The following is a 13,633-nucleotide window of genomic DNA, read 5'->3' as shown; positions in this document are numbered from 1 at the left end:
CCTTCGGTGAGTGGGGCGGGCTGAGCGCAGGCGCGAGGTGACTCAATGCTCTGTTTTATCGCGCGCGGAGCCCGCTTTCGAGAGCCTGGGCCTCGAGAAAGGGAAAGCCCTCGGTGTACTTCCGCAGGAAGTCCGTACAGGCGCTGACGAACTCTTGTTCTCTATCCGCCTATTCGCTTCGCCTATTCGCCCGCGGCGCCGGCGTCCCATTTCTGATTCTCCTGCTCCTCGTCCAGGCCCGGCGCGCGGGTCAGCGCGAGCACGCTCCCGGCGAGCCCGATGATGATCACCGCGATCGCGATGCTCACCCCGCCGTTGCCGGTCCAGTAGACGTCCTTCAACTCGATCAGCAGCGCCGCCTCGTCCACCACCAGCGCCAGCCCGATCCCGAACAGCAGTCCCAGCCACGCGTGCCACCGCGGCGAGCGCTCGACGACCCCGGCCGCGCCCACGCCGATCAGGATGAGGATCCCCCACAGATAGTGGTGGATGTGCACGCCGCCCGCGCTGACGTTCCCCAACCCCGCCACATGCACGTGGATGGCCCAGGTCAGCAGCCGCAGGCCGCCGAACATGACGGTGAACGACCACCACGCGAGGACGAGTCCGCGGCGGGTGGGGTGCACGTCCCTCAGTCTTCTGATACGCGCCATCGGTGCCCTTGTCCTCGGAATGTCAGAACTGCGCCAGGGTTCAGCAACTTCAGGTCTTCGGGTATATCGATGTCCGCCAGCGACCCGTCGCAGGGTACGGACATTACTTCGTGCCGCGCCAGGAAATCTCGGGCGCCGCGATCGCCGACGGCGGCAGCCGAAGCCTGCGGCCAGTGCCGGGCGGCGATCAGCACCGGATGGCCGCGTCGGCCGTCGTACGTCGCCGCCGCGACGTCCGCGCCGGAAGCGATCACCGCGCGCACCGCGTCAGCGGTCACGAAAGGCTGATCCACCAACAAGATCACGGCTGCCCGGCACGACCCCGGTGCCGCCGCGAGCCCGGCACGCAGCGATGAGCCCATCCCCGTCTCCCAGTCCTGATTCACCACCACATCACAGTCGGCTAATTCCGCTCGCCGCTGTACCTCAATCGCCCCGGCGCCGAGTACCACCACCACGTCGCGGCAGCCGCCGGCGCGCGCCGTCCGCACCGCGCGCTCGACGAGCAGCTCGCCGCCGTGAGCCAGCAGCGCCTTGGGACGTCCGCCCAACCGCCGTCCGCCGCCGGCCGCCAGAATCACTGCGACGACATCCGCTTCCACGACGACATCGGCTCGCACCACATCTCCCGCTCTACCGCAGCCGAAGCGCCAGAAAAAGATCCACCTGCGTCTCCAGGTCAGCCAGGCTCCGCCCGGTCAGCTCCTCGATGCGCGCCACCCGGTATCGCAGTGTGTTGACGTGGACGTGCATCTGCTCGGCGCACCGCGTCCAGGACGTCGAGCACGCCAGGAAAGCCTCCAGCGTGGCCTCCAGGTCGGAGCGGTGCAGCGCGTCGTACGCCCGCAGCGGCCCGAGCAGCCGGTCGCGATACGCGACCCGCACGTCCTCCGGCAGCCCGGACAGCAGCAGCACGTGCGAGGCCAGCTCCTCGTGCCCGATGACGCTCACCTGGTCGCTGCGCGCGCGTCCGATGCGCAGCGCGTGCCGGGCCTCGTCGACGGTCGCGCGCAGTCCCGCCGCCCGGCGGCTGCCGACGCCGATCGCCAGGTGTTCCCGGCCGAGCCCGGCGGTCATGCCGCCGAGCAGGTCGCGCAGGTGCCCGGCGACGTCCGGCGGAGGGTTCGGGACCAGTGCCACCGCGTGGTCGGCGAACTCCGCGACCGGGACGTCGTGGTCGGCCGCGGCGTCCCGGCGCTGCCCGCGCAGCCGCAGCTCCTCGGTGACGTCCTCCAGCAGTGCCCGCAGGATCGCGCCGGAGTGGTGCGCCGGACCGGCCAGCGCCACCGCCTGCACCTCGGTGTCCGCCCCGACGCCGACCAGGTCGGCACGGGCGGCGATCTCGGCGACGCCGCCGTCCTCGGCGATCAGGCGGACCAGGTCGGCGCCGAGCTGGCGCAGCGGTTCGCGGCGCGCGGCCAGCCGTTCGCGCTCGATCGCCAGGACCGCCGCGGCTTTGGAGGCCAGCGCCTGGCGCCGGGGGTCCCAGCGTTCGTAGTCGCCGTCGAAGACCAGGTACCAGTCGGTCAGCGGCGAGCCGGAGCTGATGGCGAACACCGAGCGGCGGCGGATCCGGGCCGGGAGCTGCCCGGCGCGCAGCGCCTCGCGGACGGTCGCCTCGGTCTCCGAGGGCGGCAGCGGCTCGTGCGAGGCGGCGACCGGGCGTCCGGCGGGGGTGAGGACCCAGCAGGGCATGCCGAGGTCCTGCGCCAGCAGGTCCAGGATCGGGGCGAGCGCGGTGCCGGCGGCCGAGGCCGAGGCCAGGCGGCCGTGGCGTTCCAGGACCGAGCCGATGTCGGCGGCGCGCTCGGCGGACAGGTGCCGGGCCAGGTGCTCGGTGAGGGTGGCGAAGGCCAGCTCGGTCGGCACGCGGAACAGCGGCGTGCGGTGTGCCCGGCAGGCGCGGATCAGGTCGCGCGGGATCGGCGCGCCGGAGGCGTCCCCGGCCGCTATCGCCGCGGCTCCGGCCTCGGCGACCGCCCGCGCGAAGCGCTCGGAGTCCCTTGGCTCGCGCCGCCAGATCAGCCCGGTCAGCACCAGCTCGCCGCCGTTGAGATAGCGGCCCGGGTCCAGCAGGTCGGTGGTCGCGACCCAGCTGATCTCGCGCTCCAGCAGGGGGTCGGTGCCGGTCAGCAGTTCCAGCCCGGGCATCGGGGTGTCCAGCAGGTCGCGCAGCCGCATCCTCGCTCCCTTCTGCCGCCGGTGCCCGGGGCGGTCGGGACCGCCGGGGCGGTCGTGATCGCCATGAGGCTACCTCCGCACCGCGCAGCCTAGGAACGCCCTGTGACCGGCGTCTTTGGAGGATCCTCCGAAACCCGGCCGCCAGCCGGCCGCCGCTTCATGGTTTCGGCCCGTGGCCGCGACCGGGCCGGCGCCGGTTCACTCACCGTCGTGCCGCTGGGGCACCCCGGAGCCCGGGAGTCCGGAAGGGAGACGCCGATGCCCGAAGACGCCCGCCGCGAGGCGGTGGCCGCGCTGAACGCGTGGTCCGCGGAGCAGGCGACGCAGGAGCTGTCGGCCTGCTGCGCGAGCCGCCGCTGGACCGCGGCCGTGGCGGACGGACGGCCCTACGGCGGCTGGGCCGAGCTGGCCTCCGCCGCGACCGCGGGGATCAAGGCGCTCCGGTGGTCCGACGTGCTGGAGGCGCTGGACGCCCACCCGCGGATCGGCGACCGGGCAGCGGGGCAGTCGCGGGAGGCGGCGTGGTCGCGCGCCGAGCAGTCGGCCGCTGCCGGCAGCGCCGAATCGGTCCGGCAGGAGGTCACCCGCGCCAATGCGGAGTATGAGCAGGCCTTCGGCCACGTCTTCCTGATCCGCGCGGCCGGCCGCTCCGCCGAGGAGATCCTCGCCGAAGCCCGGCGCCGGCTCGGCAACGACGCGGCCGCCGAGCAGCGGGAGGTGCGTGCCGAACTCGCGCAGATCGTGCTGCTGCGGTTGGAACGCCTCGCCGAAGCGGCAGCCGCTGCTGAGCCCGCAGCCGCACCCGCACCGGCCGCAGCCGAATCCGCCGCCGCAGCCACCGCCGCATCCACCGCGCCCGCCACCGCCACACCTGCATCCGCCGCGCCCGCCGCAGTCACCGCCGCACCCGCACCCGCACCCGAACCCGGGACGCCGATCGGAGCGGCCGGATGAGCCTGTCGACGCACGTCCTGGACGCCGTCCTCGGCCGTCCCGCCGCCGCCGTCCCGGTCCGCCTGGACGTGGCCCGCCCCGACGGCTGGCTCCCGGTGGCGCGCGAGCGCACCGACGCCGACGGCCGCATCCGCTTCGCCGCCGAGCTGCTCGGCGGTCCGCACCGGCTGGTCTTCGACACCGCCGCCTACTTCCGGGCCGCCGGCGTCGCCGACTTCTTCTACCCGGAGGTCGCGATCGCCTTCACGATCACCGACCCGGACGCGCACCACCACGTCCCGCTGCTGCTCAGCCCGTTCGCCTACTCGACCTATCGAGGGAGCTAGCCGATGTCCATCGTCTTGGGGGACAACCGTTACGGCAAGTGCGAGAACCGGATTGTCCGGATCACCAAGCAGGGTCCGGTGCACCAGATCAAGGACATCACCGTCTCGGTCGCGCTGTCCGGCGATCTGGACGCGACCCACCTGACCGGTGACAACTCCGGCGTGCTGCCGACCGACACCATGAAGAACACGTGCTTCGCCTTCGCGCAGCGCCACGGCGCGGTCGAGATCGAGGAGTACGCGCTGCTGCTGGCGCGGCACTTCGTCGACTCCCAGCCGAGCATCGGCCATGCCCGCGTCGAGGTGGACGAGCACGCCTGGGACCGCATCGGGCAGGGTCCGCACTCCTTCGTCCGCACCGGCGGCGGCACCCGGACCTGCACCGTGCACTATGACGGCACCGCAGCCTGGGTCCTCTCGGGTGTGAAGGACCTGACCGTCCTGAACTCCACCGACTCGGAGTTCTGGGGCTACGTCAAGGACGAGTACACGACGCTGGCCGAAGCCCACGACCGCGTCCTGGCCACGGAGATCCACGCGCAGTGGCGGCACGCCGCCGCCTCCGGCGACTGGGGCAAATCCTACGAGCGCGCCAAGACCGCGCTGCTGGAGGCGTTCGTGCGAACGCACAGCCGCTCGCTGCAACAGACGCTGTTCGAGATGGGCACCCGGGTCTTGGAGGAGAGCCCGGAACTGTGCGAGGTCCGGCTGAAGCTGCCGAACAAGCACCACTTCCGCTACGACACGGCGCCGTTCGGCCTGGACAACCCGAACGAGACCTTCCTCGCCGCGGACCGTCCCTACGGCCTCATCGAAGGCGACGTCCGCCGCGACGACGCCCCCGCCGCCGGTCCGGCCTGGACCTGACCCCGACCACGCACCCGGAGAGCACACCTGTGGACTTCCTACGCCCCGCCTCGTGGGCCGAGGCGCTCGCCGCCCGGGCCGAGCGGCCCGACGCGGTACCGATCGCCGGCGGCACCGACGTCATGGTCGAGCTGAACTTCGACCGGCACCGCCCCGGCGCCCTGATCGACCTGAACCGGATCCCGGCGCTGCGGCAGTGGTCCCGGGACGCCGACGGCACGATCCGGCTCGGCGCGTCCGTGCCCTACACGCGCATCATCGACGAGCTGCGGACCGAGCTGCCGGGTCTGGCCATGGCCTCCCGCACCGTGGGCTCCCCGCAGATCCGCAACCGCGGCGGCGTCGGCGGCAATCTCGGCGCGGCCTCCCCGGCCGGGGACACGCACCCGGCGCTGGTCGCCACCGACGCGGTCATCGAGGTGGAGTCCGCCGCCCGCGGCGTGCGCACGATCCCGTCGACCGAGTTCTACCTCGGCGTCAAGCGCAACGCCCTGGCAGCCGACGAACTGATCAAGGCGGTCCTGCTCGCCCCGGCCAAGGGCCCGCAGCAGTTCTCGAAGATCGGTACCCGCAACGCGATGGTGATCGCGGTGTGCTCCTTCGCCGTCGCGCTGGACGTCGGCGCGCGCAAGGTCGGCGCCGGTATCGGCTCGGCCGCGCCGACCCCGCGCCGGGCGTTCGAGGCCGAGCTGTTCGCCGCCGACGCGCTGCCCTGGGACGGCCGCGGCGACCTGGATCCGCGCGTCGCCCGGCGGTTCGGCGAGCTGGTGGCCGCCGCCGCGGCGCCGATCGACGACGTCCGCGGCACCGCCGCCTACCGCCGGCACGCGCTGTCGGTGATGGCGCGCCGCACCCTGACCTGGGCCTGGGCCGAGCATCAGAGCAGCCAGACAGAGACGGAAGAGACGGACCAGCCATGAGAGTGACCTTCACCGTCAACGGCCGCCGCGCCGAGGCCGACGACGTCTGGGAAGGCGAGAGCCTGCTGTACGTCCTGCGCGAGCGCGTCGGTCTGCCCGGCTCGAAGAATGCTTGCGAGCAGGGTGAATGCGGGTCCTGCACCGTCTACCTCGACGACGTCCCGGTCTGCTCCTGCCTGGTGGCCGCCGGGCAGGTGCAGGACCGGCAGGTGCGCACCGTCGAAGGGCTCGCCGACGGCGACGTCCTGGACCCGATCCAGGCTTGCTTCATCAAGGCCGGCGCCGTCCAGTGTGGTTTCTGCACCCCGGGCCTGCTGGTCCAGGCGCACGCGCTCATCGAGAGCAACCCGACCCCGAGCGACCCGGAGATCCGGGAGGCTCTGGCCGGGAACCTGTGCCGCTGCACGGGCTACGAGAAGATCCTGGACGCCGTCCGCGAGGCGGCCGCGACAAAGGCCGGTGTGGCATGAGCACGATCGTCATCCAGAACGCCGCGATCGCCACGGTCGACGCCGCGAGCACCGAACACGCGACCGGACATGTGGTCATCGAGGACGGCCGGATCACCGCCGTGGGTTCGGGTCCCGCGCCGCGCGATATCGAGGGCGCGCGCGTCGTGGACGGCACCGGCTGCCTGGCCACCCCCGGCCTGGTCAACACCCACCACCACCTCTACCAATGGATCACCCGCGGGCTGGCGCAGGACGCGGCGCTGTTCGGCTGGCTCGTCGAGCTGTACCCGATCTGGGCCAGGCTGACCGAGGACACCCTCGGCGCGGCGGCGCGCGGCGGTCTGGCCTGGCTGGCCAAGACCGGCTGCACCACCTCCGCCGACCACCACTACGTCTTCCCGCGCGACGGCGGCGACCTGCTCGGCGCGGAGATCGAGGCGGCGCGCGAGATCGGTCTGCGCTTCCAGCCGACGCGCGGCTCGATGGACCGCGGCCGCAGCGACGGCGGGCTGCCGCCGGACGAGGTGGTCGAGCGGCTCGACGACATCCTGGCGGCGAGTCAGGACGCGATCACCCGGTACCACGACCCGTCCTTCGACTCGATGCTGCGCATCGGCCTGGCGCCGTGCTCGCCGTTCTCGGTCAGCTCCGACCTGATGGTGCAGAGCGCGTCGCTGGCGCGCGAACACGGCGTCCGGCTGCACACGCACCTGGCCGAGACCCTCGACGAGGAAAAGTTCTGTCTGGAGACCCACGGCTGCACCCCGGCCGAATACGCCGACAAGCTCGGCTGGCTCGGACCGGACGTGTGGCTGGCGCACTGCGTGCACCTGTCGGACGCGGCGATCCGCCGCTTCGCCGACACCCAGACCGGGACCGCGCACTGCGCGTCCTCCAACGCCCGCCTCGGCTCGGGCCACGCCCGTATCAAGGACCTGCTCGCCGCCGGTGCGCCGGTCGGACTCGGCGTGGACGGCGCGGCGTCGCAGGAGTCGGGGATGCTGGTGGAGGAGCTGCGGCAGGCGATGTACGTCTCGCGGCTGCGCGCGCTGTCCTCCGATCCGGCCGAGGCGCTGAACGCCCGCGCCGCGCTGCGCTTGGGGACCGCCGGGGGAGCGCGGGTGCTGGGCCGCGAGGCCGAGATCGGCTCGCTGGAGGTCGGCAAGCTCGGCGACGTCGCGCTGTGGGACCTGACCGGGCTCGGCCACGCCGGCATCGCCGACCCGGTCGCCGCCCTGGTCTTCGGCCCGCCGGCGCCGCTGCGGCTGCTCGCGGTCGGCGGGCGCCCGGTCGTCGAGGACGGCGCGCTGACCACCGCCGACGAGGACGCGCTGGCGCGCGCCTGCCGGACCGCCGCCCGCTCGCTGACGGAGGTGTCCTGATGCCCACGCGCGCCCCGGACCGCGCACCCCGGGATCTGAACCAGTCCACGGTGACCGGCGGCGTCGGCGACAGCCCGACGCGCCCCGACGGCACCCTCAAGGTCAAGGGCGAGTTCGCCTACTCCTCCGACCTGTTCATGGACGACATGATCTGGGGCGCGACACTGCGCAGCCCGCATCCCAGAGCTCTGATCCGCTCCATCGACTTCGCCGCCGCTTTGGCGCTGCCCGGCGTCTACGCCGTCCTCACGCAGGAGGACGTCCCCGGGCACAAGCTCTACGGTCTGGACACCCGTGACCAGCCGGTGCTGGCCATCGGCGAGGTCCGGCACCAGGGCGAGCCGGTGGCGCTGGTCGCCGCCGACCACCCGGAGACAGCGCGCCGCGCCCTGAAGCTGATCCAGGTCGACTACGAGGTGCAGGAGCCGATCGTCGACGCCCGGCGCGCGCTTTTCGACCCCGAGTGCCCCCGCATCCACCCCGACGGCAACGTCGTGCGGCACCAGCCGGTGCGGGTCGGGGCGGATCCGGACGACGCGGCGGTGCGTGCGCAGTGCGCCGTGGTCATCACCGGCGAATACGAGGTCGGCATCCAGGATCAGGCGTTCCTCGGGCCCGAATCAGGGCTCGCGGTCCCGGCCGAGGACGGCGGCGTGGACCTGTATGTCGCCACGCAGTGGATCCACTGGGACCTGTTGCAGATCGCGCCGTGCCTGGGACTGCCGGAGGAGAAGGTCCGGATGACGCTGTCCGGCGTCGGCGGGGCGTTCGGCGGGCGCGAGGACCTCTCGATGGAGATCCACGCCGCGATGCTGGCGCTGCACACCGGCAAGCCGGTGAAGATGGTCTACAACCGCGAGGAGTCCTTCTTCGGGCATGTGCACCGGCATCCGGCGTCGATGACGTACACCTACGGCGCCACCGCCGAGGGCAGGCTGGTGTTCGCCGACGTGGAGATCGTCCTGGACGGCGGCGGCTACGCCTCGGCCACGCCGAACGTCGTGGGCAACGCGGCCTCGCTCGGCGTCGGGCCGTATGTGGTCCCGAACATCAAGATCGACGCGTACGGGGTCTACACCAACAACCCGCCGTGCGGCGCGATGCGCGGCTTCGGCGCGGTCCAGGCGTGCTTCGCCTACGAGTCGATGATGGACAAGCTGGCCGCCGCCCTCGGCCTGGACCCCGTCACCATCCGGCAGATCAACGCCGTGACCCAGGGCGACAAGCTCGCCACCGGCCAGGTCGTGGAGGCGCCGGCGCCGGTCGCCGAGATGCTGGACCTGCTTAAGGCGCTGCCGATGCCGGCTCCGGCCGACACCTCGGACCTGCGCAACCTGCCGGGCTCGACCGCCAACACCACGCACGGCGAGGGCGTCGTGCGCGGCGTCGGCTACGGCATCGGCGTGAAGAACATCTGCTTCTCCGAGGACTTCGACGACTACTCCACCGCGCGGGTGCGCCTGGAGTTGCTCGGCGACACCGTCGGCGCCCTGGTGCACACCGCCGCCGCCGAGGTCGGACAGGGTCTGATCACGCTGGAGGCGCAGATCGCCCGGACCGAGTTGGGCGTCGAGCAGGTGGTCATCCATCCCGCCGACTCCTCGGTCGGCACTGCGGGATCGAGTTCCGCTTCGCGCCAGTCGTACATGACCGGCGGCGCGGTGAAGACCGCCTGCGAGGCGGTCCGCCACGCGGTGTTCGAGCGGATCGCGAAGGACCGCGGCCGTGAGTACGACGACCTGTCGCTGGTCGGCGGGAAGGTCGTGTCGGTGTCCGAGGGTGTGATCGCCACCCTGGAGCAGGTGCTGGCGGCGGGCCCGATCGAGGAGACCCGCGAGTACCACCACCACCAGACACAGCGCATGGATCCCTTCACCGGCCAGGGGAACTCGCACACGCAGCTCGCCTTCGCCGTGCACCGCGCGGTCGTGGACGTGGACACCGAACTCGGCCTGATCAAGGTGGTCGCCCTGGACCTGGTCCAGGACGTCGGCAAGATCATGAACCGGCTGTCGCTGGAAGGGCAGCTGCACGGCGGCTCCGCCCAAGGGCTCGGGCTCGCCGTCATGGAGGAGATCCAGGTCCGCGACAGCAAGGTCCGCAACCCCTCCTTCACCGACTACCTGATCCCCACGATCCTCGACATGCCGCCGATGAAGATGGAGATCTTGGAGAACGCCGACCCCCGCGCCCCCTACGGCCTGCGCGGCGCCGGCGAACCCCCGACGCTGTCCTCCACCCCGGCGATCGCCGCCGCGATCCGCGACGCCACCGGCCTGGACCTGCGGCGGGTCCCGATCCGACCCGAGGACCTGACGGAGGCGCGCACCGATGCGTGACATCACCGAGGACCTGCACGCCTGGCACACCGCCGGCAAGCCCTACGCCCTCGCCTCAGTGGTCGCGGTGAAGGGCAGCGCCCCGCGCGAACTCGGCGCGGCACTCGCCGTGGACACCGACGGCACGGTGGTCGGCAGCGTGTCAGGAGGCTGCGTCGAGGGCGCGGTCTACGAGCTCTGCGTCGAGTCGCTGCAGCACGGACGGCCGGTGCTGGAGACCTTCGGCTACAGCGACGACGACGCTTTCGCGGTGGGACTGACCTGCGGCGGGGAGCTCGAAGTGTTCATCCAGCCGGTGTTCCCGGACCAGGGTTCCACAGCAGATCAGGCCATCGGTACAGCGGTGCCTGCCATGACCGCCGGCGAGCCGAGTGCGCGGCCGGGCCTTGCTGTTGGCACAGCGGTGCCTGCCGTGACCGCGGGCGAGCCGAGTGCGCGGCCGGACCTTGCTGTCGGTACAGCGTTGCCTGCCATGACCGCGGGCGAGCCGAGTGCGCGGCCGGAACTTGCTGTCGGCACAGCGTTGCCTGCCATGATCGCCGGCGAGCCGAACGCGCGGCCGGACCTTGCTGTCGGCGTGGTGTTGTCCGCCATGGCCGCAGGCGAGCCGGTCGCGTTGGCGCGGGTGGTCGCTGGTCCGGCGGAGCTGGTCGGGCGTTCGCTGGCGGTCCGCCCGCAGGCTCCTGAGATTCTCTGGGGTCCGCCTGGGGCGTCGATCGCAGTGGATGGTGATCCCTGGTCGGCCACCGGCGCCATCAGCCCGGCGCTGGATCGCGTCGTCGCCCGGCATGCCCGCGCGATGGTCGAATCCGGCGCGACCGGCACCGTCGCGGTCGGCACCGAGGGCGAGGGTCAGGACTGCGGCGAGGCGGTCACGGTGTTCATCGAGTCCTTCGTCACCGCGCCGCGGATGCTCGTCTTCGGCGCCATCGACTTCGCCGCCGCGTTGGTGCGGGTCGGCAAGTACCTCGGGTACCACGTCACCGTCTGCGACGCCCGGCCGGTGTTCGCCACCCGGCGCCGCTTCCCCGAAGCCGACGACGTCGTGGTCGCCTGGCCGCACCGGTACCTGGAGACCACGCGCGTCGATGCCCGCACCGTCATCGCGGTGCTCACCCACGACGCCAAGTTCGACGTCCCGCTGCTGGTCAAGGCGCTGCGACTGCCCGTTGGGTACGTCGGCGCCATGGGTTCGCGGCGCACCTGCGCCCAGCGCGCGGACCGGCTGCGCGAAGCCGGTCTGTCCGACGCCGAGATCGCGAACCTGCACGCGCCGATCGGCCTCGACCTCGGCGCGCGCACCTCGGAGGAGACCGCGCTGTCCATCGCCGCCGAGATCGTCGCGGCTCGGCACGGCGGTACCGGACGCAGCCTCGCCGACGTCTCCACCGCCATCCACCACACCCCCGCGGCCCACCCTGTCGAGAGCGGAGTTCCGGCATGACCCTGATGTTCCTCAACGGCGGCGCCATGCGTGGCGGTCCCTTGAACCACCTCCTTAAGGACTCGCCGCTGGTAGGCGTCGTGCGAACCGCGCCGAAGTACCGCTTCTACTCCGTCGGCGACGCCTTCCCCGCCATCGAGGCCGTCGACTCGGGCGGCGTGAGTGTCGTCGGCGAGCTCTACGACGTGCCCTGGGAGGTGCTGGAGCGCTCGCTGCTGCCCTCGGAGCCGGAAGAACTCGAACTCGGCGTCATCGAACTCGAAGACGGCGGCGGCACCCTGTCGATGGTCCGGCGCCGCTCGTACGCCGAACCCCACACCTACCGCGACATCTCCCACCACGCCGACTGGCGTGCGTACAAAGCCAGCCTGGAGGCAGCTCCGTGACGCTCCGCTTCGACATCAACCTCTCGATCCTGTTCACCGAACTGCCGCTGCTGGACCGTCCCGCCGCGGCGCGCGCCGCCGGCTTCACCGCCGCGGAGTTCTGGTGGCCGTTCGGGACCGAGGCGGTTCCCTCCGATAAGGACGTGGACGCGTTCACCGGCGCGCTGGACGACGCCGGGGTCCGCCTGGTCGGGCTGAACTTCCTGGACGACCTGTCGGTCGGCGCGCGCGGTCTGGTCTCCGTACCCGAACACGCCAAGCGCTTCCGCGACAGCATCGACGTGGCCGTCGGGATCGCCGAGCGGACCGGCTGCCGGAACCTGAATGCCTTGTACGGCAACAGGATCGAGGGCGGTTCGGACCTCCAGCAGCAGGAAGCCGCCCTGGAGAACCTGGCCGCGGCCACCGCCGCCGCCTCCCGGATCGGCGCGACCGTCCTGCTCGAAGCGCTGAACGCGATCGAGTCCCCGGCGTACCCGATCACCTCCAGCGCGGCAGCGCTGGCCGAGATCGACCGGGTCTCAGCCGCGACCGGCGCGACCAACCTGGCCTTCCTGTGCGACCTCTACCACCTGGCGCGCATGGACGAGGACCTGTTCGCGACCATCGCCGCGCACGCCGATCGCTTCGGGCACGTCCAGATCGCCGACACCCCGGCGCGCGGCGAACCCGACAGCGGCGCCCTGGACTTCTCGGCGCTGTTCAAGGCCCTGACCGAGGCCGGCTACACCGCCGAGTCCGGCCGCGGCTGGATCGGGCTGGAGTACAAGCCCTCCACCGGCATCACCACTGACAGCTTCGAATGGATGGAATCCCTTTCATGAGCACGAAGACAGGCTTCATCGGCCTGGGGATCATGGGATCTCCGATGGCTGCGAACCTGGTCAAGGCCGGGTTCGAGGTCACCGGCTACGACCTGAACGCCCCGAACGTCGCCAAGCTCGCCGCCGCAGGGGGAACCGGCGCGGCCTCGATCGCCGAGGCGATCGAGGGCGCCGAGGTCGTGATCACCATGCTGCCCGCGCATCCGCACGTCGCCGCGGCGGTCCTCGGCGCGGGCGGGGTGTTCGAGACCGTCAAGCCCGGCACGCTGTTCATCGACTTCTCCACCATCCGCCCCGAGACCTCGATCGAGGTCGCCCAGGCCGGTGCGGCGCGGGGTGTGCGCGTGCTGGACGCCCCGGTCTCCGGCGGCGAGAAGGGCGCGATCGACGCGGTCCTGTCCATCATGGTCGGCGGCGAGCCCGAGGTCTTCGCCGCCGCGCGTCCGGTGTTCGACGCGGTCGGCAAGGTCGCGGCGCTGTGCGGCCCGGCCGGGTCCGGGCAGGTGGTCAAGGCTGCGAACCAGCTGGTCGTCGGCGGTACGTACGCACTGGTCGCCGAGGCGATCGTGCTGATGGAGGCCGCCGGCGTGGACGCCGCCGCAGGCCTGGACATGCTCGCCGGCGGCCTGGCCGGCTCCCGGATCCTGGAGCTGAAGCGGGCCTCGATGCTCGCCCGCGACTTCAAGCCCGGATTCCGGATCGACCTGCACCACAAGGACATGGGCATCGCCCTGGACGCGGCGCGGCAGGCCGAGGTGGCGCTGCCGCTGACCAGCCTGGTCGCCGCGCTGATCCAGGCCGCGCGCGCTCAGGGCCTGGGCGACCAGGACCACTCCGCGCTGCTGGCTGTGGCCGAGAACCTGTCCGGCCGTTCCGGCCGCTCCGCACGAAAGGCGAACTGACTC

At 72.1% G+C, this 13,633-nt stretch carries 14 protein-coding genes; 11 read left to right on the top strand and 3 right to left on the bottom strand.

All coding sequences use genetic code 11. The features are described 5' to 3' along the window. Positions 1-182: 182 nt before the first annotated feature. Genes CACI_RS23465 through CACI_RS23455 form a run of 3 tightly spaced genes read right to left on the bottom strand, consistent with a single transcriptional unit; the run spans position 183 to position 2,834 of the window. Positions 183-653 (bottom strand): hypothetical protein, encoded by a 471-nt coding sequence (locus tag CACI_RS23465; RefSeq protein WP_015793332.1) that lies wholly within the window; start codon positions 651-653, stop codon positions 183-185. Further along, entirely contained in the window at positions 632-1,273 is a 642-nt protein-coding gene (locus CACI_RS23460) for a nucleotidyltransferase family protein (RefSeq protein WP_015793331.1), read from the bottom strand. The genes CACI_RS23465 and CACI_RS23460 overlap by 22 nt, the downstream gene beginning before the upstream one ends. Positions 1,274-1,286: 13 nt before the next feature. Continuing rightward, positions 1,287-2,834 (bottom strand): PucR family transcriptional regulator ligand-binding domain-containing protein, encoded by a 1,548-nt coding sequence (locus CACI_RS23455; RefSeq protein ID WP_015793330.1) that lies wholly within the window; start codon positions 2,832-2,834, stop codon positions 1,287-1,289. Between the two features lie 258 nt (positions 2,835-3,092). Between CACI_RS23455 and uraD the strand changes: the two genes are divergently transcribed. Genes uraD through CACI_RS23400 form a run of 11 tightly spaced genes read left to right on the top strand, consistent with a single transcriptional unit; the run spans position 3,093 to position 13,630 of the window. Continuing rightward, entirely contained in the window at positions 3,093-3,788 is a 696-nt protein-coding gene (gene uraD, locus CACI_RS23450) for a 2-oxo-4-hydroxy-4-carboxy-5-ureidoimidazoline decarboxylase (RefSeq protein ID WP_015793329.1), read from the top strand. Next, entirely contained in the window at positions 3,785-4,114 is a 330-nt protein-coding gene (uraH, locus tag CACI_RS23445; RefSeq protein WP_015793328.1) for a hydroxyisourate hydrolase, read from the top strand. Before uraD ends, uraH begins: the two co-directional genes overlap by 4 nt. Before the next feature lie 3 nt (positions 4,115-4,117). Next, entirely contained in the window at positions 4,118-4,981 is an 864-nt protein-coding gene (pucL, locus tag CACI_RS23440) for a factor-independent urate hydroxylase (RefSeq protein ID WP_015793327.1), read from the top strand. A 29-nt stretch (positions 4,982-5,010) separates the two neighbouring features. Continuing rightward, positions 5,011-5,901 (top strand): FAD binding domain-containing protein, encoded by an 891-nt coding sequence (locus tag CACI_RS23435; RefSeq protein ID WP_015793326.1) that lies wholly within the window; start codon positions 5,011-5,013, stop codon positions 5,899-5,901. Further along, positions 5,898-6,371 (top strand): (2Fe-2S)-binding protein, encoded by a 474-nt coding sequence (locus tag CACI_RS23430; RefSeq protein WP_015793325.1) that lies wholly within the window; start codon positions 5,898-5,900, stop codon positions 6,369-6,371. Before CACI_RS23435 ends, CACI_RS23430 begins: the two co-directional genes overlap by 4 nt. Continuing rightward, the gene (locus CACI_RS23425; RefSeq protein ID WP_015793324.1) at positions 6,368-7,735 is read left to right on the top strand and encodes an 8-oxoguanine deaminase; all 1,368 of its coding nucleotides are present in this window, start codon (positions 6,368-6,370) and stop codon (positions 7,733-7,735) included. Before CACI_RS23430 ends, CACI_RS23425 begins: the two co-directional genes overlap by 4 nt. Then, positions 7,735-10,074 carry a xanthine dehydrogenase subunit D gene (gene pucD, locus CACI_RS23420; RefSeq protein WP_015793323.1) on the top strand — a complete coding sequence of 780 codons (2,340 nt, stop codon included), beginning with the start codon at positions 7,735-7,737 and terminating at the stop codon, positions 10,072-10,074. The genes CACI_RS23425 and pucD overlap by 1 nt, the downstream gene beginning before the upstream one ends. Then, positions 10,067-11,518 carry an XdhC family protein gene (locus tag CACI_RS23415; protein ID WP_015793322.1) on the top strand — a complete coding sequence of 484 codons (1,452 nt, stop codon included), beginning with the start codon at positions 10,067-10,069 and terminating at the stop codon, positions 11,516-11,518. Before pucD ends, CACI_RS23415 begins: the two co-directional genes overlap by 8 nt. Next, the gene (locus CACI_RS23410) at positions 11,515-11,904 is read left to right on the top strand and encodes an allophanate hydrolase-related protein (RefSeq protein WP_015793321.1); all 390 of its coding nucleotides are present in this window, start codon (positions 11,515-11,517) and stop codon (positions 11,902-11,904) included. Before CACI_RS23415 ends, CACI_RS23410 begins: the two co-directional genes overlap by 4 nt. After that, positions 11,901-12,728, top strand: a complete 828-nt coding sequence (locus tag CACI_RS23405; RefSeq protein ID WP_015793320.1) for a hydroxypyruvate isomerase family protein — start codon at positions 11,901-11,903, stop codon at positions 12,726-12,728. The genes CACI_RS23410 and CACI_RS23405 overlap by 4 nt, the downstream gene beginning before the upstream one ends. Continuing rightward, on the top strand, positions 12,725-13,630 hold the full coding sequence (locus tag CACI_RS23400; RefSeq protein WP_015793319.1) for a 2-hydroxy-3-oxopropionate reductase: 906 nt from the start codon (positions 12,725-12,727) through the stop codon (positions 13,628-13,630). The genes CACI_RS23405 and CACI_RS23400 overlap by 4 nt, the downstream gene beginning before the upstream one ends. Positions 13,631-13,633 lie beyond the last annotated feature (3 nt).

Source organism: Catenulispora acidiphila DSM 44928 (assembly GCF_000024025.1).
GTDB lineage: Bacteria > Actinomycetota > Actinomycetes > Streptomycetales > Catenulisporaceae > Catenulispora > Catenulispora acidiphila.
This window is presented reverse-complemented; position numbering and strand designations above follow the sequence as displayed.